The following is a 21,092-nucleotide window of genomic DNA, read 5'->3' as shown; positions in this document are numbered from 1 at the left end:
CCTCCCCCGAAGGGGGAGGAGAATAAGAACGCCGCCTCCCGCGAGACTAGGGGGCAGGGCGGGAGGCGGCGGCCGGACGGCCTTCGCTAAGGGGGCGCGCGAAGACTGGCCGGCGGTGTAGCCCGGCCGCCTCGGGTGACGCGCCGGGGCGGGCGGACTCACGCTCGTGGCGCGAGGCTCAGACCTTGAGGTCGAGCAGGCGCTTGGTCATCTCGTCGGCGGTCCTGACCACCGCGGCGTTGGCCTTGAAGTCGGCGGCCGCGCCGATCTGCGCGACCCGCTCGCCGACATAGTCGATGTCCTTGTCGTCCTGAGCCTTCTGGGCCGCGACGTCCGCCGAGGCCACGCGCTGGGCGCTGGCGTTCAGGCGATCGGCCGCGGCGATCATGCCGGAAGCGGCGATGGAAAGAGCCTGCATCGAGAGCCTCCCGTGGGGCTATGGCGTGTTCCCGACAGTTATCCGCTCGTCGCGGTTAAGCCCCCGCGATCAAGGATGGTAAAAGTCACCGCCCGGTCATCTTTTTTACGCGGCGGTTAACCCGCGACCGGCCTCGGGCGCGCGAAACCGTGCCCAACATTACAAATCGTTCAGGTCGCCACGTCTCGACAAGCTGTCATCGTCCCGACATGGTTCGGCCCCGTCGCGGGCCGGGGGGCGGCTCGCTCTCCTCGGAGCCTTTCAAAGACATGTCGTTTTCGCGTCGCGCCGCGCTCGCCAGCGCCGCTCTGCTGATGATCGCGCAGCCGGTTCTGGCGGCCGCGCCCGTTCAACCCGCCGCCAAGCCCGCCGCCGCCGCCAAGGCGGCTCCGAAGGCCGCCAAGAAGGCGATCTCGGACTTCACCCCCTCGCCCGACGCCATCAAGGCGCACATGACCTTCCTGGCCGACGACGCCATGGAGGGCCGCGAGGCCGGCACCCGCGGCTATGACATCGCCGCCAACTATGTCGCCGCCCAATACGCCCTCTTGGGCCTGAAGCCCGCCGGCGACAATGGAACCTACAAGCAGCGGGTGCCGCTGCTGGCCTATCGTCCGGCCGGCGAGGGCGCGATGACCCTGACCGGCGCCGACGGCGCGCCCGTGGCCCTGAAGTACGGCGAGGACTATCTGCCGGGCGCCCAGGCCCAGGCGGCCGACCTCAGCGTCGAGGCGCCGCTGGTCTTCGTCGGCTACGGCATCGTCGATCCCTCGCGCGGCCGCGACGACTACGCGGGCCTGGACGTGAAGGGCAAGATCGTCGTCATGCTGAGCGGCGCGCCGTCGTCGATCCAGACCGAGGAGCGCGCCCACTTCAGCAACATGAACACCAAGCGCGCCGAGGCCGCCAAGCGCGGCGCGGTCGGCGTGATCTCGATGTCCAGCGCCAGCGGCGAGAAGCGCCGTCCGTTCGCGGCCGGCATCGGCGGCATGAAGGCCTGGCGCGTGACTTGGCGCAACGCCCAGGACGTCGGCGCCATCCGCGCGCCGTCGGCGCCGTCGCTGGTCAGCATCAGCCAGGCCGGCGCGGCCAAGCTGTTCGCCGGCGCGCCGGTCGCGCTCGACGCGGTGATGGCCGAGGCCGAGAAGCCGGCGGGCGCGGTCAAGGGCTTCGCCCTGCCGTCCAAGGTCGCCGTCACGCTGAAGACCGAGATCGAAAAGCGCGAGAGCAGCAACGTCGTCGGCATGATCGAGGGCTCGGACCCAACGCTGAAGGCCCAGACGGTGATCCTCTCGGCCCACCTCGACCACATCGGCATCCGCGAGAACGCCAAGCCCGGCGAGGACCGCATCAACAACGGCGCGCTCGACAACGCCTCGGGCGTGGCCACGCTGCTGGAGGTCGCGCGCGGCTTCAAGAACAGCAAGGTGCGCCCCAAGCGCTCGATCATCCTGCTGTGCGTGACCGGCGAGGAGAAGGGCCTGATCGGCTCGGACTATTTCGCCAACAACCCGACCGTCGCCAAGGCCAACATCGCCGCCGACGTGAACCTGGACATGCCGGTGCTGCTCTATCCGTTCACCGACGTGATCGCCTTCGGCGCCGACCGCTCGACCGTCGGCGAGGCCGTCAAGCACGCCGGCGCCCGCGTCGGGGTGGCCCTCTCGGGCGATCCGTTGCCGGAGGAAGGCCTGTTCACCCGCTCGGACCACTATCGCTTCGTCGAGCAGGGCATCCCGGCCGTGTTCCTGATGACCGGCTTCCAGAACGGCGGCGAGAAGGCCTTCACCACCTTCCTGAAGACCAACTACCACCACCCGGGCGACGACCTCTCGCAGCCGATCGACTATCAGGCGGCCGCCAAGTTCGCCCTGGTCAACTACGAGATCGCCCGCGAACTGGCCAACACGCCGGCCCGCCCGGTCTGGAACAAGGGCGACTTCTTCGGGAATACGTTCGCGCCGGCCGGGCACCCGTCGGCGGCGAGGTAACAAGGGCCCTTCCTCCAAACCGTCATCCCGCGCTTCATGCGCGGGACCCATGGGTCAGCTTCCACGTGAGCGCTTCGCCTTGCGTCTCACCCGCGGCGGACAAATGGGTCCCGCGAACACGTCGCGGGATGACGGGTTTTGATCCATTGACCGGCGTACCTCGCGGAGCGATTTTCCGGTCACCAGGAACAGGATCTTAAACTTGCACCGCACCGGCGCCTTCCTGAAGATCGGCGTGATCGCGCCGGCCGTGATGGTGGCCGACGTGCTGCTGGCCCAGCGGCTGTTCCCCGGCTTCAACGCCGGCGCGCAGTTCATCAGCGAACTGGGGGGACCCAAGGCGCCGATGCCCGAGGTCTTCAACTACGGCATGGTGATCGCCGGGATCGCGGGCCTGTTCGCCGGCGCCGGCTTCACCCACGCGCTGGAGCACGCCGGCGGGCGGCGGATCGTCTCGGCCTTCGCGGGGCTGTTCGTGGCCCTGACCGGGCTGGGCGCCGTCTTCGCGGGCGTGTTCCACTGGCCCGACCCGATGCACCGCGCCTGCGGGGTGGGCCTGGCCATCCAGTTCGCGCCGCTGTTCACCGCCTGGGCCCTGTGGGGCCAGCCCGGCTACCGCCGCCTGGCCCATTTCTCGCTGGGCTGGTTCTTCGGGCTCCTGCTGGTCTTCGCCTTGCTGACCGGCGTCTGGAACATCCGCACCGGCTACGACGTCGGCTACTGGCAGCGCGGCCACGCGTTCCTGGGCCTGCTGTGGCTGGCCATCGCCGCCTGGACCCTGGACAAGGGCTGGAGCCGCGCGGCGCTGGGCGAGCTGGAGTCGGCCTCGGCCTGAGCCGTGTCAGGCCGTCTCGGCGGCCCGGCTTTCCAGGAACAGGCAACGGGCCGTCATCGCCAGGAGACCGATCGACCCCGTCGCCGCGATCAGCGCCATCCAGGGGATGGTCGTCATGCCGACCGCTCGGGCGCGCGGCAGCAGCAGCGCCAGCGCCGTGCCGGCCGACAGGATCAGGTCGCACAGGATCTGCGCGCCCCACGGCCCGTGCAGGTGCTCGGGCACGAAACCCAGGGGACCCGCCTTGATCACGACATCCACGCTGAGGGTCAGGAAGGCGACAGACAGGGCCGCCGGCGCGAGCCACGCTCGCCGACCGAGCCTCGGTCGCATGGCCAATACGACCAGGGCGACCACAAGGCCGAGGGCTGCGCCGAGGGGCAGAAAGGCGTAGACGGGCTGAGGCATGAGAGTCTCCTGTAGCGAGTGCTACGAGTTTAGTAAGTTGTAGCGAACGCTACAAGTGGGGTGCGTCATGAATGTTCGCGACGATCAGCGACTTAGGGTGATCGAGGTTCTGGCCGAGCATCTGCTGCGGACCGGCCTTTCCCAGGCCAGCCTGCGCCAGCTCGCGGCGGCCGCCGGCGTCAGCGATCGGATGCTGCTCTACTATTTCACCGACAAGACCGAGGTGCTGGCCTTGGCCATGGGCCGCCTGGCCGTCGCGCTCGCCGATCGGCTGGCGACCGCGCTGCCCGGGGACGAGCGCCTGTCGCCGGCGGCGCTGACGGCCAAGGCCGCCCGGGTGGTCGTCGACGACGACTACCGTCCGTTCATGCGCCTGTGGATCGAGTCGGCGGCGGCGGCGGCGCGGGGCGAAGCGCCGTTCGTCGATCTCGTCCGGCAGATCGGCGACGGATTCCTGGCCTGGCTGATGGCGCGGCTGGATCCCGCCAGCGTCGCGGATCCGGCCGGGGCGGCGGCCGCGATCCTGGCGCAGTTGGACGGCCTGGCCCTGCTGGAGGTCTGTGTCGGCCCCGCCCCCATCCGCGGCGCCGTCGAGGCTCTGGAGGCCGCCGCGAGGGGGTGAGGCCTTTCCAAGCGGCGCGGACGGGCGCATCTGTCGCGCCATGACCGCCGCCGCGCCCGCCACGCCGCCGCTGACCGTCTGGTTCGACGGGGCCTGCCCCCTGTGCGTGCGCGAGATCGCCCTGATGCGGCGGCTGGACCGACGCGGCGCCATCCTCTTCGTCGACGTCGCCGGGCCGGACGCGACCTGCCCGATCGACCGCGCCGAACTGCTGGCCCGGTTCCACGCCCGCGAGGACGGCGTGCTGCTGTCGGGCGCCGCGGCCTTCGCGGCCATGTGGCGCGCGATCCCGCCGCTGCGGCCGTTCGGCGAGCTGGCCCGCCAGGCCCGGGCCCTGCGGCTCCTGGAGGCGCTCTATGTCCGGTTTCTGAGGGTGCGACCGAGGCTGCAGCGGCTGGTCGCGCACCTTGCCGTCCGCCCTACCGCCAGGCGTAGTTGAAGCTGACGCTGATCCGCTGCTCGTCGGCCTTGTTGGGCGTCACCTCGTGGCGCAGCCAGCTCTCCCACATCAGGATCGTCCCCGGGGCCGGCTGGACATAGACGAACGGCTGCAGGGTCTCGGGCGCGTCGAGGTCGCGGGTCGGGGCGGCCATCATCATCGGCAGGCGCGGGTCCTCGAACTTCAAGGCCGAGGCGCCGGGCGGGATGGTCACATAGACGGTGCCGGAGATGACGCTGTGCGGGTGGATGTGGCCGCTGTGCTGGCCGCCCGGCTCCAGGATGTTGATCCAGAAGCTGTCCATGACCAGCTTGCCGCCGGCTAGGTCGAAGCGCAGGTCCTTGGCGAAGGCCGCCGCGTGCCTGTCGAGCTTCTTCTTCAGATCCTCGAACAGGCTGTCGCGCATCGGCAGGTCGTTCAGAGAGGCGTAGGAGGTGTAGCCGAGATAGCCCTTGTTATAGGCCCAGGCCTGGCCGGCCTCGTCCTCCTCGGCGATGGCGACGCAGGCGTCGTGCAGGTCGTCGATGAAGGCCTCGAAGCCCTTCTCGCCGGCGAGGGAGGCTTCGTAGAGCGGGGTGACGAAGAGCGGGCGCGTGGTCATGGGGCGCGTCATAGCGCCGGAGCGCGTTGACGACAAACCGGAGATGGAACATGTTGAGAACATGGCTGGCGACAACCTCATCCTGAAGATCGATCCCGACCTCGCCAAGCGGCTGGACGCCCGCGCGAAAGCGGCGGGACAGACCGTCGAGGACTACGTGCGCGGCATCCTGAAGCACGCGACCGACGAGCAGGGCTTCGAGGAGAGCGAGACGCAGTGGAATAGCGCGCCCCCGCGCGCGCGAGATCGTGGCCTCGACAAGCACGACGCCGCCTATTGGCGCGAACTCGAGGCGATCTGCGACGAAGCCGATCGGACAGGCGGCGTGCCGTGGGAACAGGTCGAGGCGCGACTGTTGAAGCTTGGGCAGAAGCGCTGATCCGTGCGACGGATCGTTATCGCCGGGCCTGTCTGGGCTGATCTCGAACGTCTCCAAGACTGGCTCGCCGATCGCGACGCTCCCTACGCCGAAGCCCTCGGCGCAACGCTCCGGGCGGCGATCTTGGGTTTGCGACGGTTCCCCGAGCGCGGTCGACTGTCCGCGATCAGCGAGATGCGCGAGCTCGTCGTCCCCTTCCGCACCTGGACCTATGTCATCAGCTATCGAGTCCGCCCAGACCGCGTAACGATCGCGCGCATTCATCACAGCCTCGAAGATCGCTGAACCCTCCGGACTCGCCTATATCTGCCCCCGTGACCGACGTGACTTCCGACGCCCCCTCCCCCCGCCTCACCGGCGCCGCCCTGATCAAGGACGAGGTCTCGCGCCTGCCCGACTCCCCCGGCGTCTACCGGATGATCGGCGAGGCCGACGAGGTGCTCTATGTCGGCAAGGCCAAGAGCCTGAAGAAGCGGGTGATCCAGTACGCCCAGGGCCGCTTCCACACCAACCGCATCGCCCACATGGTCGACGCGACGCGGGCCATGGAGTTCGTCACCACCCGCACCGAAGCCGACGCCCTGCTGCTGGAGATCAATCTGATCAAGCAGCTGAAGCCGCGCTTCAACGTGCTGCTGCGCGACGACAAGAGCTTCCCCGAGATCGTCATCCGCCGCGACCACGACGCGCCGCAACTTCGGAAACATCGCGGCGCCCACACCATCAAGGGCCACTATTTCGGCCCCTTCGCCAGCGCCTGGGCGGTGAACCGCACCTTGAACACCCTGCAGAAGGCCTTCCTGCTGCGCTCGTGCAGCGACAGCGTCTACGAGACGCGCGACCGGCCCTGCATGCTGCACCAGATCAAGCGCTGCGCCGCCCCCTGCACCGGCCTGATCGGCAAGGACGGCTACCAGGCCCTGGTCGACCAGGCCGAGGCTTTCTTGAGAGGGAAGTCCCGCGCGGTGATCGCGCAAATGGCCAAGGCCATGGAAGAAGCCGCCGAGGACCTGGAGTTCGAGCGCGCCGCGCGCTTGCGCGACCGCATCCGCGCCCTCTCGGCCGTCGCCCAGGAAACCCAGATCAATCCCGAGACCGTGGAGGAGGCCGACGTCGTGGCCCTGCACGTCGAGGGCGGCCAGGCCTGCGTGCAGGTGTTCTTCTTCCGCGCCGGCCAGAACTGGGGCAACCGCGCCTACTTCCCCCGCGTCACCGGCAATGCCGACGAGAGCGAGGACGAGACCACCACCGAGGAGCAGCGCATCCTCACCGCGTTCCTCGGCCAATTCTACGACGACAAGCCGATCCCGCGCCTGATCCTGACCAACGTCCAGCCGGCCGAAGCCGCCCTGCTGGCCGAGGCCTTCTGCGTCAAGAGCGGCCGCAAGGTCGAGATCAGCGTCCCCAAGCGCGGCGAGAAGGCCGACCTCGTCGCCCATGCCCTGACCAATGCGCGCGAAGCGCTTGGACGGAAAATGGCCGAGGGCTCGGCCCAGACCAAGCTCCTGGCCGGCGTCGCCGAGGCCTTCAAGCTGGACGCCCCGCCCGAGCGGATCGAGGTCTACGACAACAGCCACATCCAGGGGACCAACGCCGTCGGCGGCATGATCGTGGCGGGCCCGGAAGGCTTCATGAAGGGCCAGTACCGCAAGTTCAACATCCGCTCCACCGACCTCACCCCCGGCGACGACTACGGCATGATGAAGGAGGTGCTGAAGCGCCGCTTCTCCCGCCTGGTCAAGGAGGAGGAGGAGGGCGACAGCGAGAACCGCCCCGACCTCGTGCTGGTCGACGGCGGCAAGGGCCAGCTGGACGCCGCGCTGGAGATCATGGCCGACCTCGGCGTCGACGACATCGCCGTGGTCGGCGTCGCCAAGGGCCCCGACCGCGACGCGGGCCTGGAGCGCTTCTTCCTGCCCGGCCAGCCGCCCTTCATGCTCGAGCCCAAGTCGCCGGTGCTCTACTACCTCCAGCGCCTGCGCGACGAAGCCCACCGCTTCGCCATCGGCGCCCACCGCACGCGGCGCTCCATGGACCTGAAGAAGAACCCGCTCGACGAGATCGAAGGCGTCGGCCCGGGGCGCAAGAAGGCCCTGCTGCACGCGTTCGGCTCGGCCAAGGGCGTCAGCCGGGCCAGCGTCGAGGACCTGGTCAAGGTCGAGGGCGTCAGCCAGGCGCTGGCGGAACGGATTTTCGGGTTTTTCCGGAAGGGGTGAGGATCAAACCCCAGCCTCCAAAACCTACCGTCATTCCCGCCCTTGTGGCGGGAACCCCTGGTTCCGCTGACACGTGAGACGCCGGCGGACGGCTAAGCAGTCCGCCCCTCCCGCCCTCGCGGCCGATAGAGGGGTTCCCGCCGCAAGGGCGGGAATGACGGGAATGGAAGGAGGCGAAGCCGGCGCCTTCTCCCATAAGCGGACAAGGAGACTCTCGCCAAGCGGCGCCGAAGCCGTCTAGGTTGAGGGGGTTACGGGGGCGACACTGAATGCGCTTGAGTTGGAATGAAATCCGGGCGCGCGCGGCAACCTTTGCCCGCGACTGGGCCGATGCTCGTTATGAGCGGGGCGACACCCAAACCTTCTACAACGAGTTCTTCGAGGTTTTCGGCGTTCAGCGGCGCAAGGTCGCGAGCTTCGAGGAGCCCGTCAAGAAGCTGGGCGACAAGCAGGGCTTCATCGACCTGTTCTGGAAGGGCAAGCTTCTGGTCGAACAGAAGTCCGCCGGGCGCGACCTCGCGCGCGCCCGGCAGCAGGCCCTGGACTACTTCCCCGGCCTGAAGGACTACGAGCTTCCGCGCTATGTGCTGGTCTGCGACTTCCAGACCTTCCACCTGATCGACCTCGACACGCGCGACGAAACCCGGTTTGCCCTGGCCGATCTGCCTCGACATGTCGAAGCGTTCGGCTTCGTGGTCGGGATCGAGAAGCGGATCTTCAAGGATCAGGATCCGGTCAACATCATCGCCGCCGAGCTGATGGGCAAGCTGCACGACGCGCTCAAGGCGTCGGGCTACGACGGCCATCCGCTGGAGCGCCTGCTGGTCCGCCTGCTGTTTTGCCTGTTCGCCGACGACACCGGCATCTTCGACGAACTGGGCATGTTGCAGACTTTTATCGAGGACCGCACCGACAGCTCCAATCTGGGGCCCAAGCTGACCCACCTCTTCCAAGTGCTCAACACCCCGGTCGAGAAGCGCCAGAAGAACCTGGACGAGGATCTGGCCCGCTTCCCCTACATCAACGGCGACCTGTTCGCCGAGACGCTGCCGATCCCCGATTTCGACGAGGCGATGCGCGAGCGCCTGCTGGAAGCGTGCGGCTTTTCCTGGGAGCGGATCAGCCCGGCCATCTTCGGTGCCCTTTTCCAGTCGGTGATGAACGCCAAGGAGCGCCGACAGAAGGGCGCCCACTACACCACCGAAAAGAACATCCTGAAGGTCATCGAGCCGCTGTTTCTCGACGACCTGCGGGCCGAACTGGCCAGGATCAAGGACCTCAAGCGCGGGCGCGAGGCGGCCCTGCGCGCCTTTCAGGACAAGCTGGCGAGCCTCAAGCTGTTCGACCCCGCCTGCGGCTGCGGCAACTTCCTGATCATCGCCTACCGCGAACTGCGACTGCTGGAGATCGAGGTTCTCGTCGAGCTCTATCGCGACGTCTTCAATCGGCCGGGCTTCACGAAGGCGGACTTCAGGTTCAACGTCGCCAGCCTCACCAAGGTCGACGTCGATCAGTTCTACGGCATCGAAATCGACGAGTTCCCCGCCCGGATCGCCGAGACGGCGATGTGGATGATGGACCACATCATGAACAATCGGCTCAGCCAGGAGTTCGGCGAGGCTTTCGCCCGCATTCCGCTCAAGGCCGCGCCGCACATCATGCATGGCGATGCGCTGGAGATCGACTGGGCGACGGTGCTGCCGCCGGCCGAGTGCAGCTATGTGCTCGGGAACCCGCCGTTTATCGGGCACCAATGGCGGACGGCCGAACAAGCCGTCGCCATGGGTCGGGTCTGGGGTAGCCACGGTAGGTTCGGCCGACTCGACTTCGTAACCTGCTGGTTCAAAAAGGCTGCCGACTACGGAATGCAGAGCCGGAAATTGAAGATCGCGTTGGTCTCCACCAACAGTATTTGCCAGGGCGAGCAAGCAAGCATTCTCTGGCCTGCCCTCCTGCGCTCGGACTTGACTATAATTTTTGCGCATCGAACCTTCCCGTGGGGGTCGGACGCGCGCGGTACGGCCGCCGTGCATTGCGTCATTGTGGGAATGGGGTGGGACTACGAAGGTCCGCGCACCTTGTTCGATTACCAATCGCCTGCAGATGAGCCGACAGCCGCCAAGGTCGAGCATATCAATGGCTACCTCCTGGCCGCTCCTGACTTAGCACTTGGCTCCCGAACGACCAGCCCTCGTGGGATGCCGCCTATGTTGAAGGGAAGCCAACCAACAGACGGCGCAAGGCTGAAGCAGCCAGACGGCACCTACACTACGACAAGCAACCTTATCCTCGACGAGTCCGATCGGGCCAACTTGCTGGCGGAAGACCCCACGGCCGAGCGCTGGCTGAGGCCGTACGTTGGCGGCGACGAACTGATCTCAGGCCAATGGCGGTGGTGCCTTTGGTTGAAGGATGCTGATCCGGCCGACCTTCGCATGTCTGCACCGATCAGGGTCCGGTTGGACCGAGTCCGGCGAGGGCGGCTGGCGAGCCCAACAGCAAGCGTCCGAGAGTACGCAGAGATGCCGACATTGTTCACTCAAGATCGTCAGCCGGACGTAGCCTATCTCGCCATTCCCGAAGTCTCGTCCGAAAACCGTCCCTACCTGCCGATGGCATTTCTTCCAGAGACGGTAATCGCTAGCAACAAGCTACAGATGATCGTCGGCGCAGACAAATTTCTGTTCGCCATCTTAACATCGCAAATGCACATGGCCTGGGTGCGTTGTGTCGCAGGAAGACTGAAAAGCGATATTAGCTACTCCCCTTCCATCTATAACGCCTTTCCCTGGCCTACGCTGACCGACGCAGCCAAAAGCCATCTTGAGACCCTGGCCCAAGCGATCCTAGACGCCCGCGCCGCTCACCCCAACGCGACGTTGGCCGATCTCTACGACCCCGACGTGATGCCAGCTGATCTCCGCAAGGCGCACAAGGCGCTCGATCTCGCCGTTGATCGCCTCTACCGCAAGGCGCCGTTCAGCAGCGACCGCGAGCGGGTCGAGCATCTGTTCATGCTGTACGAGAAGATGACGGCGGGCCTGCTGGCGACACCCGCCAAGCCCAAGCGCCGCAAGAAAGTCGACGCCTAGCGGCCTTCTCCCCCTTGCGGGAGAAGGTGTCCGCGAAGCTGACGGATGAGGGGTCGCCCAAACGAAAGCCGCCGCGACGGCGGCATCGACGGGACGGGCGTGCTGCGGATGAACCTGTTGTCGTTCCAGGTGATCTTCCAGTGCAAGCGCTGGCAGGGCTCGGTGGGGTCTTCGACGGTGCGCGACTTCCGCGGGGCCATGGTCGGGCGGGCGGACATGGGGCTGATCCTGACGACCGGGACCTTCACCGCCGAGGCGCGGCGCGAGGCCGTCCGCGACGGGGCGCCGGCGATCGATCTCGTCGACGGCGAGATGCTGTGCGACCTCCTCCGGCAGCACCGCCTGGGCGTGCGCGTGGCGATGGTCGAGCGGGTTACCGTCGACGCCGCCGCCCTCGCCGCCATCTGAGCAACCCGCGTTCCCTCAGGAACCTCCCCCGCGCCGGCTCGTTGTAGAGCTCGTGAGATTGTCGAGGGAGGCCCCCATGGACCAGCAACAGACCAAGACGTTCGAGCGCGAGCTGATCGCCCTGATCCCGCACCTGCGGGCCTTCGCGCGGTCGCTGTGCGGCGACGCCACGGCCGCCGACGATCTGGCGCAGGAGGCGGTGGCCAAGGCCTGGGCCAGCCGGACCAGCTTCCAGCTGGGCACCAACATGAAGGCCTGGACCTTCATGATCCTGCGCAACCAGTTCTATTCCGAGAAGCGCCGCAGCTGGCGCTCGGTGGGCCTGGACCAGGAGACCGCCGAGCGGACCCTGGTGGCCAACACCAATTTCGACGGCGCCATCGCGCTGGACGACCTGCGCCAGGCGATGCTGATGCTGCCCGAGCAGCAGCGCGAGGCGCTGATCCTGATCGGCGCCGGCGGGTTCTCCTATGAAGAGGCCGCCGAGATGATCGGCGTGGCCGTCGGCACGGTGAAGAGCCGCGTCAGCCGCGCCCGCGCCGACCTGGTCCGCATCTTCGAGACCGGCGACTACGCCCGCGACGGCAAGCCGGTGCACGAGGCGATGGGCTCGATGCTCCAGGCGCTGGAGCGACTGGCGGCTTGAGATATTCCCTCTCCCCTTGCGGGAGAGGGTGGCCGAAGGCCGGGTGAGGGGTCGCGCGGCGGTGCCGGGAAACCCCTCATCCGTCAGCTCCGCTGACACCTTCTCCCGCAAGGGGAGAAGGGGATCAGAGGCAGATACAGTGCGCGCAGAACGCCGCGATATCCGTCGCGTCGTGATAGATCGACAGCCCCACCCGCAGCACGTCGTCGCGCACGTCGACGACCACGCCGCGCTCGGCCAGGGCCGCCTTCCACGCCGCCGCGCGCGGGTGGCGCAGGGCCAGGAACCGCGCCTGGGGCCCCTCGTCCGGCGGGTTGAGGACGATGGCCTCGGCGAGCGGCCCGGCCTGCCCGGCCGCGATCCTGTCCAGCAGCAGCGTCCGCAGCCCTCGGACGTGCCCGGCGATCGTCGCCGTGGTCAGGCCTTCGGCCTCCAGCATCCGGCCGGCCGCCACGAAGCGGTAGAGGCCCGAGGGGTCGAAGGTCGCGCCCAGGAAGCGGCCGGCGTCGCGCGCGTAGCCGACCCCGCCGGGCGGGCCTTCCAGGTCGCCGAACTCGGCGTACCAGCCGGTCAGCACGGGGCGCGGCCCAAAGCCCGGCGGCGCGTGCAGGAAGGCGCAGCCCTCGCCGGCCATGGCGTACTTGTAGCCGCCGCCCAGATAGAAGACGCGATCGGCGACGCTCGAGAGGTTCGTCGGCACGGCGCGGAAGCCGTGATAGCCGTCGACCACCAGCCACGGCCCCTCGGGCCGCGACAGCGCGGCCAGGTCCCAGACCCGGTCGAAGACGTGGCCGGTCTTGAAGAAGACGTGGCTGACGAAGATCAGGTCGAAGTCCCCGCCCCGCGCCACGGCGGCGAAGCGCTCGGGAAAGTCGGGCGCGTCGGCGTCGACCAGGGTCAGGGCGATCTCGCCGGCCTCGTCCCAGCGCTGGGCCTGGCGGCGGAAGGAGTGGAACTCGCCGGTGGTCGACAGCACGCGGACCGGCTTGCGCCCGACCGCCGAGACCAGCGCCGCCAGCAGCGCGTGGGTGTTGGGCGCGAAGACCACCGTGTCGGCGGCCGGCAGGGCAAGCTCGCCGGCGACCAGGGCTTGGGCGGCCGGATAGATCCGCCCCAGCGCCTTGTCCCACTTGTGGTCGGCCAGGACGGCGCCGTCCTCCCAGGCCTCAAGGTGGGCGGCCAGGGTGGCGTCGGGCCACAGGTGGTGGCTGTGGGCGGCCATGTGGAGCCGGCCCGGAACCGACAGCGCCCGCGAGAACAGATCCTTGCGCGCGGTCACCGGAGCTTGGTCCGCAGCGACCAGAGCTCGGGGAAGGCCCGGCGGCGCAGGGTGGTCGCCAGATAGCCGACCCCGTCGGTGCCGCCGGTGCCCGGTCGCCCGCCGATGATCCGCTCGACGGTCAGCACGTGCTTGTGACGCCAGGTGACCAGGGCGTCGTCCAGGTCGACCAGCTTCTCGGCCAGCTGATAGAGCTCCCAATAGGCCTTGGGGTCGCGATAGACGGCCAGCCAGGCGGCCTCGACCTCGGGCGAGGGCTGGTAGGTCTGCGTGAAGTCCCGGTGCAGGGCGCTGTCGGGCACGGCCAGACCGTGGCGCGGCAGCTGGGCGATGGCGACGTCATAGAGGCTGGGCGAGGCCAGGGCGGCGGTCAGCTCGGCCATGGCCGGCGAGCCCTCGGCGTGGAACTTCAGGAAGCTCTGGTCCTTCAGGCCCAACAGGTATTCCAGCGTGCGGAACTGGTGCGACTGGAAGCCGGAGCTGGTCCCCAGATCCTCGCGGAAGCTCAGATAGTCGGCGGGGGTCATGGTGGCCAGCACGTCCCAGGACAGGGTCATCACCGTCTGGATCCGCGACACCCGCGCCAGCGCCTTGTAGGCGGGCTCGACATCGCCGCCGGCGATCAGCCGCTTGGCCAGCAGCACCTCGTGGATGATCTCCTTGAGCCACAGCTCCTTGGTCTGGTGGATCACGATGAACAGGAGCTCGTCGTGCCGGTCGCTCAGCGGCTTCTGGGCCGAGAGCAGCTCGTCCAGCGCGAGATACCGCGCGTAGGTCATGTCTTGCGCCATGGCCAAACCCTAGCGGCTTTTTTCGGGACATTGTCCTGGTTTGCGTCGCGCGCCCGCCCGGCGCTAGAACAATGTCCTTTCAGATCTCCGTTGAGCGGAACGAATGACCACACTCAGCCGGGTCGACCTCGCCATCCTCCGGGTTCTGGAGGCCGACGCCCGCATCTCGTTCGCGACCCTGGCCGAGCGGGTGGGCCTGTCGAAGTCGCCGTGCTGGTCGCGCGTCCAGGCGCTGGAGAAGCAGGGCGTGATCGCCGGCTATCGGGCGCGGATCGACGCCAAGGCCGTCGGCAAGGGCCTGACCGTCTTCGCCCTGGCCACGGTCGACTTCGCCCGCCACGAGGCGTTCGAGGCGGCGGTGTTGCGCCATCCGTCGATCACCGACTGCCACTCCACGGCCGGGGACGGCGACTACCTTTTGCGAATCGTCGCGGCCGACGTCGAGGATCTCGACACCCTGCTGCGCAAGGAGCTGAGCCGCCTGCCCGGGGTGCAGCGCTACACGACGACCGTGTGCATGAAGGCGATCAAGGAAGGCGGCGGGGTGATGGAGGGGGTGTAGAGCCTGGAAGCCGGGCCGCTCGAGCTTCTGCCCCCTCCCCCTCCGCGCGCAACTTGGCTAAACCCTCTTCATGGTTCAGTCGTCCGCGCCGGTTTCCCCCGCCCTCGTCACGCGCAGCCGCGTCGGCAAGCGCCTGTCCATCGTCGCGCCGTGCTTCAACGAGCAGGAGGTGCTGGACCTGTTCTTCGACCGGATGGAAACGGAGCTGGCCAAGCTGGGGCTGGACTACGAGATCGTCTGCGTCAACGACGGCAGCCGCGACCATACGCTCGCCGTGCTGCTGCGGCGCCATCAGCGCGACCCGCGCATCAAGATCATCAACCTGGCCCGCAACTTCGGCAAGGAGACGGCGCTGTCGGCCGGGCTGGACGCGGCGGCCGGCGACATGGTGGTGCCGATCGACGTCGACCTGCAGGATCCGCCCGAACTGATCGGCCAGTTCGTCGAGGCCTGGGAGAAGGGCGCGGACGTCGCCTATGGCGTGCGGATCGACCGCAGCGCCGACAGCTTCCTCAAGCGCCTGACGGCCCAGGGCTTCTACCGGGCGTTCAACCGCCTGTCCGAGGTCGACCTGCCCTACAACGCCGGCGATTTCCGGCTGATGGACCGGCGCGTGGTCGACGTGATCCGCCAGCTGCCCGAGCGCAACCGCTTCATGAAGGGCCTGTTCGCCTGGGTCGGCTTCCGGCAGGAGCCGGTGCCCTACGCCCGGCCCGAGCGGGCGGCGGGCTCCAGTTCCTGGCGCTACTGGAAGCTCTGGAACTTCGCGCTGGACGGCATCACCTCGTTCAGCGGCGCGCCGATCCGGGTGTGGAGCTATATCGGCCTGATCGCGGGCCTGCTGGCCGTGGCGTTCGCGGCCTCGATCATCGTCCGCACCCTGCTGTGGGGCCGCGACGTGCCGGGCTATCCGTCGCTGATGGTGGTGATCCTGATGAGCTTCGGGCTGCAGATGCTGGCCATCGGTTCGCTGGGCGAATATGTCGCCCGCATCTATCAGGAGGTGAAGGGCCGGCCGCTTTACGTGGTCATGGACCGCTACGGCTTCGACGCGCCGGGCGGCGAGGCGTGAGCGCTTTGCTGACCCCGGCCCGCCGGGAGTTCCTGATCTCGGCCCTGCGCTATGGCGTGGCCGGCGTGTTCAACACCCTGGTCGGCTTCTCGATCATCGTCGCCCTGGACGTGGGCCTGCATCTGCCCGCCCATCTGGCCAACGCCATCGGCTACGCGGTCGGTGTCTGCGTCAGCTTCGTCTTGAGCAAGCTCTTCGTCTTCAAGGCGCGGCGCACGGGCCGGTCGACGCCGGTCCGCTATGTGGTCGCCGTGGCGGTTGCCTTCGCGCTGAACCAGGGCGTGCTGACCCTGGCCAAGCTGGTCCTGCCCGCCGGGCCGCTGTGGAGCGTGGCCGCGCAAGGGGCGGCGGCGGTCAGCTATACCGGCGCGCTGTTCCTGCTGAGCCACTTCTGGGTGTTCGCGCACGCGGCCCCTCCATCCGCTCATCCCCGCGAAAGCGGGGACCCAAGCTGACGATAGGGACCGGACGCGGCGGCGCCACGCGTCGTCGACTCGGCTTGGGTCCCCGCTTTCGCGGGGATGAGCGGGGGTTGGCACCCCCTACTTCGCCGCGCCGTCGGCGATGCGCATCGCCTCCAGGCCCGCGCCCAGCAGTCGGGTGTCCGGCGACAGCCCGATCGCCTTGGGCATCACCGCGTCCGGCGTGTCGATCGTCACGCGCAGGGTGTCGCCCTTCAAGGCCTCGGGCGGCAGGGCCAGGACATAGGCGTGGCTGACCGCCACCTGGCGATCGAACACGAAGCGTTCGGAGACGCCGCCCGGGACCGAGACGATCACCGTCCGTTTGGCGAAGGGCGTCGGCAGGAAGGCGAACATCGCCGCCTCCAGCCGCGGAGCCTTCAGCGCGCGTTGCCACGGGGCGATCGGGATCTCGACGATCGAGCGCTTGCCGTCGGCCCAGACGCCGCCGGCCTCGGGGACCGACCAGCCCTCGCGCAGATAGGGCACGCCCGAGCCGCCGGCCTTGAACCGCAGCGACGGCGGCTCCAGGCAGGGGCCGGCGACAACGACCACCTGGCCGATCGGCGCGCCCTCGCGGCAGCCGGGCTTGTCGTAGGCGTCGCCGACCAGGGTCACGACGTGCGGGACGTCGCCCACCCGGTCCGGACGACCGTCGGCCATCAGGCTCAGCACGTTCGGGCCGTGCGGCGACTGCAGCATGGCGATGGTGGCCATGTAGGTGCTGATCGGCGGCAGCCCCGCGGCGCTGAACATCACCTGGTCGCCGCTCAGGCCGCGCGTGACGCGGACCTGGCGCACGTCCTCCATGACCGCGTTCAGCCGCGGGACGTCGAACACGCTGGGCCGCAGGAACAGGCACAGCATCACGACCGTCTGGGCCCCGAAGGCCAGGGCCGCGCCCAGCGGCCAGGGCCAGTTGGCCGGCACGTCCGAGAGGCGCGAGCGCACGCCCAGCAGGGTCAGGCCCCACAGCGGCACGATGAAGGCCAGCAGGCTCAGCACGCCGAAGCTATGCTTCATCACCGCGTAGTGCGAGCCGTCGTGCAGGATCTTGAACGCCGCGTACTGGGCCAGCATGGCGGCCGCGCAGGCCGCGCCCAGGGCGGCGAACATCAGGGCGGCGCGGTTGCTCTCCTCGGTCCCGGGCTCATCGGCCTCGAGCGGGCGCAGCAGCTCGGCCAGCAGCACCCAGCCCGACAGGACCAGCAGCAGCGCCGAGATCCCGGCCAGGCCTTCCATCGAAAGATCGGCGCCCAGGTTCAGGCTGCCGTTGTTGCCGGCGATGAACCGCATCTTGGCGAAGAAGGGGTTCAGCACGATGGCGGCGGGGATGGCGATCAGGCCGACCAGGCCGACGGGCTCGAACCGGCGCGTGGCGATCAGCTCGCGCAGCCAGGTGACGCCCAGCATGGCCATCAGCGCCCCGGCCAGCTGCAAGGTCGGCACCAGGTGGAAGCAGCCGCAGAACACGACGGCGGCCACGGCATAGGCCACGAAGATCGGCCGCGAGCGCGGCAGGAGCGCGACGGCCCCGACCAGGCACGCCAGATTGACCGCCTCGCCGACGATCTGCGGAAAGAAGAAGTTGTCGATCAACTCGCCGCCGAACGCCGCGCGGGAGGCGTAGATATTGACCACCGTCAGGGCCGCGCCGGCGCCCAGGAAGATCAGCGACACGCGGCGGGCCTGAGCGAACAGGCAGGCCCAGACCACCGCCGCCGACAGCACGCCGGCCATGGTCAGGGCGTTCAGGTGCCGCCAGCCCAGGGTCGCGAACAGCCCGGCGAAGCGGTGGCTGAGCTTGGGATAATAGGCCATCTCGGCCATCCACTCGTGGCCCTTTTCGGGGATCAGGAACGCGTGGCGGACCACCTCCATGACCTGCAGGTGGTAGGAGCTGTCGACCGACAGAGACAGGACGCGGTTGGCCGACAGGGCGCCCGCCAGCACGAAGCACCAGAAGCCGACCCCGATGCGCCAGATCCACCTGGCCTTGCCCCCGTCGCCCATGTCCGTTCCGTCCCTCGATTCCCCAGCGCGCGCGGCGCTGGCGATTACTAGCAGCAAAGCGTCGGCGCGAAAGCCCGCGAGCCTGGGTTGAGCCCCTCGGCGGCGCGGCCTAGGGCCCGGCAAGCTCGCCAGGTTGAACCGGCGTCAAGCCCGGCAGGCCGGCCAGGTCGCGACCGCAGGCGACCCCGCGCCCGAAGCGATAGCAGTCGCGCCTTTGGGCGATCGGTCCCAGGAAGCCGCCGCGCTTCATCTGGTTGCTCATCACCACGGTGATGCGCCGATCGCCGGGCGCGGCGTCTTGCATGATCAGCGGATTGGGCGGATCGCAGGGCGGGTCGTTGCCGCGGGCCGTGGCGAAGGTGTTGCTGGTTCCGCCGCCCCGGACGATCGCCAGGTTCATCTGCCGGATCACCCGAAGATCGCGCTGTGACGGACTGCAGAAATAGGCCGGAGCGAAGAACCACGGCCGTCGGACGGTCGCGCGGCTGTCGGTCAGGGCGCGCGGATAGGCCGAGACATCCGGCCCGGCGAACACCTGGCGCACGCCCTGCCGCAAGGGGCTGGTGTCGACCGCCTGCACCGCCAGGACGGCGGCCAGCACGGCCAGACCGGTCCGCCGCGGCAGGCGGCGGTGCGTCCACGCGACCGCGAGCGCGATCAGCAGATAGCCGACCGCCCAGAAGAATCGCCCGTGGGCGCGGAAGCCGCCGACGATCTCGGCCAGCCGGCCGCTGGGCCTGGGCAGGTCGTAGAGGTGGGCCTTGAAAGCGTAGGCGCTCCAGCCGACGGCCCACAGGGTCAGGCCCGTCATCGCCAGGATCAGCGGGCTCCACCGCGCCCAGAACGCGCGGGAGACGCCGCGCCGGCGCACGGCGTCGGCGGTCTCGACGCCGGTCATGGCCAGCACCAGGAGCAGGGCCCCGAAGCCGAGAAACTGGAAGCCCTCGAAGGCCTGGCCGCCGGTGGCGTCCAGCACGCCGCGGTACCACTCGCCATTCCAGGTTTGCCCCGCCAGCAGCGAGGCCTGCGGCCAGACCGGCCCGACCAGGTTCATCGAATAGAACCCCAGCGCCGCCGCCCCGCCGGTCCTGCCCAGGCCGTCCCGGTAGTCCAGGATGTTCATCGCCAGGTACACGGCCCAGAACACGAAGCCCGCCGCCAGCAGCGCCCGCCAGGCGCCCTCGGGCCGACGCTGCAGCATTTCCGACAGGGCCGCGGCGCCGGCGCAGGCGGCGATGGGGACGAGGTGGTAGGCGTGAATCCCGGTGGCGAGGCCGGCTAGCGCCCCGAACCCGAGCGCCCGGCCCAAGGTCAGGCCCTCGCGCGCCGAGGCGACGGTCAGCGTCAGGGCCAGCAGGATGATCCAGTGGCCCGAAAGGGCGACATGCCCGAACTGCCGCGCGATCCAGGCCGGAAACAGCAGCGCCAGGAGGCCGCCCAGCAGCAGCGTCCAGCGGTCGCTGACGCCCAGCGCGCGCAGCAGGGCGACCATGCTCCAGGCTTGCAGCGGATAGGACAGGAAGAGGAACAGCCCCACCGGGGTGATCAGCCGTCCAAGACCGCTGGCCTTCAGCGCCAAGGACAGCCACGGCAGGCTGTCGGTGAAGACGATCGAGACCGGCTTTTCCGTGAGCCCGGTCACCGTGGTGAGCGGCCAATGCCAGGGCTGGCGCAGGAAGGCCTCCCACGCGGCCGTCATGGGGGCCATGTCGCCCTTGGGCAGGCTCCAGAACCGCGCCCGCGCCAACGGGATGTCGAGGCCGAACATGAAGCCGCAAAGCAGGATCGGAACGATCGTGACCGCCACGGCGAAGGCGATCTGCTCGCGAGAATACCTGGTTTGAAGGCGCATGATCCCCCCGATGCTCAGGCTCCTTAGCATCGAATTGGCCATGCGATGGAGTCTCGGGCGAGAGCAAGCCTGAGGTTGCGCTCAAGCTTTACAACCCCACATCCAGCCCATGAGCGACCCGCGCGTCACGCTTGTTCTGATCCTTCTCGGCGTCCTGCTGGTCGTGCTGGGATACTGGGCGATCGGCGTGGTCAAACGCTCGCGTCGGTCGATGGCGCCGATCGCCGGCATGATGCTTCTGCTGGGCGCGTTCTTCACCGCCGATCCGCCGCCGCCTCCGCCCGCCGAGAGCGCCACGCCGCGCCCGGACGAGGCGGACGAGCCCAAGGAACCCCCCACAGATTAAGTCTGTAATTTTTCATCTTGCCGCCCCAGATTACGAATGTAGTCTATCCGAAAAGCGGAGGGCGCATGGCGGTCAGGGACTTTGGCGAACGGAAAACGCGGCGGCCGAGGATTCCGCTGATCCTGTCGGGGCTGGCCGTGGTCGGCACGCTCGCGGCCCTGCCGTTCGTGGGCCTGGACCTGGCGGCGTTCGAGCGCGCCAACGGCGTCCTGCCGCCGCCGACGCCAGAGGAGGCGGCCCGCTTCGGCCCCCGCGCCCGCGCCGAATGGCGGATCGCCAGGGCCCATCTGGAGACCCGCCTGCATCAGGCCTCGCCGCTGGAGCTGGGCGCGGTCTGGGCGACACGCGCGGGCCAGATCTGCGGCCTGGTCAACGGCCGGGGCAGCTTCGGCGGCCTGACCGCCATGACCCGCTTCTACACGGTCGACCAGCGGCCCGTGTTCCACCAGGACATCGACTACCTGGACTTTCAGCGCGCCTGGTTCCAGTGCCGCCGCGACCAGTACGTCATGTTGCACGAAGGCACGATGGAGCCCGGCTTCTGCGGAACGGAGCTGGGCCGGCGGCGGTGCTATTGGGTGCGGAACGGAGCGCGGGTGGAGCGGCCCTAGGTGTCGAAGCTATGAAGGTTGTTCACCCGGAGGCGGGCTTGAACGAAGCT

Annotated in this window: 22 protein-coding genes; 15 read left to right on the top strand and 7 right to left on the bottom strand. The window is 68.7% G+C overall.

Annotation, left to right across the window (positions count from 1 at the left end):
* Positions 1-178: 178 nt before the first annotated feature.
* Positions 179-418, bottom strand: a complete 240-nt coding sequence (locus Q0V34_RS18415) for a flagellar basal body rod C-terminal domain-containing protein (RefSeq protein ID WP_297515040.1) — start codon at positions 416-418, stop codon at positions 179-181.
* Positions 419-687: 269 nt separating this feature from the next.
* Between Q0V34_RS18415 and Q0V34_RS18410 the strand changes: the two genes are divergently transcribed.
* Positions 688-2,409 carry a M20/M25/M40 family metallo-hydrolase gene (locus Q0V34_RS18410; RefSeq protein ID WP_297515039.1) on the top strand — a complete coding sequence of 574 codons (1,722 nt, stop codon included), beginning with the start codon at positions 688-690 and terminating at the stop codon, positions 2,407-2,409.
* A gap of 202 nt (positions 2,410-2,611) precedes the next feature.
* Complete coding sequence (locus Q0V34_RS18405; protein WP_297515036.1) at positions 2,612-3,244, top strand: DUF998 domain-containing protein; 633 nt, start codon at positions 2,612-2,614, stop codon at positions 3,242-3,244.
* A 6-nt stretch (positions 3,245-3,250) separates the two neighbouring features.
* Here the strand turns inward: Q0V34_RS18405 and Q0V34_RS18400 are convergent, their stop codons facing one another.
* Positions 3,251-3,652, bottom strand: coding sequence for a hypothetical protein (locus Q0V34_RS18400; protein ID WP_297515033.1), 402 nt, complete (start codon positions 3,650-3,652; stop codon positions 3,251-3,253).
* Between the two features lie 67 nt (positions 3,653-3,719).
* On the opposite strand from Q0V34_RS18400, the gene Q0V34_RS18395 reads away from it, so the two are divergent.
* Both Q0V34_RS18395 and Q0V34_RS18390 read left to right on the top strand, forming a co-directional pair.
* Positions 3,720-4,274, top strand: coding sequence for a TetR/AcrR family transcriptional regulator (locus Q0V34_RS18395; RefSeq protein ID WP_297515030.1), 555 nt, complete (start codon positions 3,720-3,722; stop codon positions 4,272-4,274).
* A 40-nt stretch (positions 4,275-4,314) separates the two neighbouring features.
* Positions 4,315-4,713, top strand: coding sequence for a thiol-disulfide oxidoreductase DCC family protein (locus Q0V34_RS18390; RefSeq protein ID WP_297515027.1), 399 nt, complete (start codon positions 4,315-4,317; stop codon positions 4,711-4,713).
* Here Q0V34_RS18390 and Q0V34_RS18385 read toward each other — a convergent pair.
* Complete coding sequence (locus tag Q0V34_RS18385) at positions 4,694-5,314, bottom strand: TIGR02466 family protein (RefSeq protein WP_297515024.1); 621 nt, start codon at positions 5,312-5,314, stop codon at positions 4,694-4,696. The genes Q0V34_RS18390 and Q0V34_RS18385 overlap by 20 nt on opposite strands.
* On the opposite strand from Q0V34_RS18385, the gene Q0V34_RS18380 reads away from it, so the two are divergent.
* The 6 genes from Q0V34_RS18380 to Q0V34_RS18355 all read left to right on the top strand — a co-directional run bounded on the left by Q0V34_RS18380 (position 5,307) and on the right by Q0V34_RS18355 (position 12,055).
* Positions 5,307-5,693, top strand: a complete 387-nt coding sequence (locus Q0V34_RS18380) for an antitoxin (protein ID WP_297515021.1) — start codon at positions 5,307-5,309, stop codon at positions 5,691-5,693. The two genes, Q0V34_RS18385 and Q0V34_RS18380, sit on opposite strands and share 8 nt — an antisense overlap.
* A 3-nt stretch (positions 5,694-5,696) precedes the next feature.
* Positions 5,697-5,978, top strand: coding sequence for a type II toxin-antitoxin system RelE/ParE family toxin (locus Q0V34_RS18375; protein WP_297515017.1), 282 nt, complete (start codon positions 5,697-5,699; stop codon positions 5,976-5,978).
* A gap of 17 nt (positions 5,979-5,995) precedes the next feature.
* Positions 5,996-7,909 carry an excinuclease ABC subunit UvrC gene (uvrC, locus tag Q0V34_RS18370; protein WP_297515046.1) on the top strand — a complete coding sequence of 638 codons (1,914 nt, stop codon included), beginning with the start codon at positions 5,996-5,998 and terminating at the stop codon, positions 7,907-7,909.
* Between the two features lie 269 nt (positions 7,910-8,178).
* The gene (locus Q0V34_RS18365; RefSeq protein ID WP_297515014.1) at positions 8,179-11,001 is read left to right on the top strand and encodes a DNA methyltransferase; all 2,823 of its coding nucleotides are present in this window, start codon (positions 8,179-8,181) and stop codon (positions 10,999-11,001) included.
* A gap of 45 nt (positions 11,002-11,046) precedes the next feature.
* Positions 11,047-11,409: a restriction endonuclease gene (locus Q0V34_RS18360; protein ID WP_297515011.1), complete on the top strand. Its 363-nt coding sequence runs from the start codon at positions 11,047-11,049 to the stop codon at positions 11,407-11,409.
* A 76-nt stretch (positions 11,410-11,485) separates the two neighbouring features.
* The gene (locus tag Q0V34_RS18355) at positions 11,486-12,055 is read left to right on the top strand and encodes a sigma-70 family RNA polymerase sigma factor (protein WP_297515008.1); all 570 of its coding nucleotides are present in this window, start codon (positions 11,486-11,488) and stop codon (positions 12,053-12,055) included.
* 124 nt (positions 12,056-12,179) lie between these two features.
* On the opposite strand, the gene Q0V34_RS18350 is transcribed toward Q0V34_RS18355, so the two are convergent.
* Together Q0V34_RS18350 and Q0V34_RS18345 are read right to left on the bottom strand one after the other, a co-directional pair.
* Entirely contained in the window at positions 12,180-13,358 is a 1,179-nt protein-coding gene (locus Q0V34_RS18350) for a class V aminotransferase (RefSeq protein ID WP_297515044.1), read from the bottom strand.
* On the bottom strand, positions 13,331-14,125 hold the full coding sequence (locus Q0V34_RS18345; RefSeq protein WP_297515005.1) for a tryptophan 2,3-dioxygenase: 795 nt from the start codon (positions 14,123-14,125) through the stop codon (positions 13,331-13,333). The genes Q0V34_RS18350 and Q0V34_RS18345 overlap by 28 nt, the downstream gene beginning before the upstream one ends.
* Positions 14,126-14,228: 103 nt before the next feature.
* Here Q0V34_RS18345 and Q0V34_RS18340 point away from each other — a divergent pair, with 103 nt between their 5' ends.
* From Q0V34_RS18340 to Q0V34_RS18330, 3 genes are all read left to right on the top strand, one after another.
* Positions 14,229-14,687, top strand: a complete 459-nt coding sequence (locus Q0V34_RS18340) for an Lrp/AsnC family transcriptional regulator (RefSeq protein ID WP_297515002.1) — start codon at positions 14,229-14,231, stop codon at positions 14,685-14,687.
* A gap of 70 nt (positions 14,688-14,757) precedes the next feature.
* A complete protein-coding gene (locus tag Q0V34_RS18335; RefSeq protein ID WP_297514999.1) occupies positions 14,758-15,759 on the top strand; it encodes a glycosyltransferase family 2 protein in 1,002 nt (333 codons plus the stop codon).
* Positions 15,756-16,214, top strand: coding sequence for a GtrA family protein (locus Q0V34_RS18330; RefSeq protein ID WP_297514996.1), 459 nt, complete (start codon positions 15,756-15,758; stop codon positions 16,212-16,214). The genes Q0V34_RS18335 and Q0V34_RS18330 overlap by 4 nt, the downstream gene beginning before the upstream one ends.
* A gap of 87 nt (positions 16,215-16,301) precedes the next feature.
* On the opposite strand, the gene Q0V34_RS18325 is transcribed toward Q0V34_RS18330, so the two are convergent.
* Entirely contained in the window at positions 16,302-18,233 is a 1,932-nt protein-coding gene (locus Q0V34_RS18325) for a hypothetical protein (protein WP_297514993.1), read from the bottom strand.
* A 109-nt stretch (positions 18,234-18,342) separates the two neighbouring features.
* Entirely contained in the window at positions 18,343-20,085 is a 1,743-nt protein-coding gene (locus Q0V34_RS18320; protein WP_297514990.1) for a hypothetical protein, read from the bottom strand.
* 109 nt (positions 20,086-20,194) lie between these two features.
* On the opposite strand from Q0V34_RS18320, the gene Q0V34_RS18315 reads away from it, so the two are divergent.
* Both Q0V34_RS18315 and Q0V34_RS18310 read left to right on the top strand, forming a co-directional pair.
* Positions 20,195-20,431 (top strand): hypothetical protein, encoded by a 237-nt coding sequence (locus Q0V34_RS18315; RefSeq protein WP_297514987.1) that lies wholly within the window; start codon positions 20,195-20,197, stop codon positions 20,429-20,431.
* A 65-nt stretch (positions 20,432-20,496) separates the two neighbouring features.
* A complete protein-coding gene (locus tag Q0V34_RS18310; protein ID WP_297514983.1) occupies positions 20,497-21,042 on the top strand; it encodes a hypothetical protein in 546 nt (181 codons plus the stop codon).
* The last annotated feature ends 50 nt before the right edge of the window (positions 21,043-21,092 follow it).

Origin of the sequence: uncultured Caulobacter sp., assembly GCF_947036865.1 — a bacterium.
Classification (GTDB): domain Bacteria; phylum Pseudomonadota; class Alphaproteobacteria; order Caulobacterales; family Caulobacteraceae; genus Caulobacter.
The sequence above is the reverse complement of the archived record's forward strand: the minus strand, read 5'-3'. Positions and strand labels throughout refer to the sequence as shown.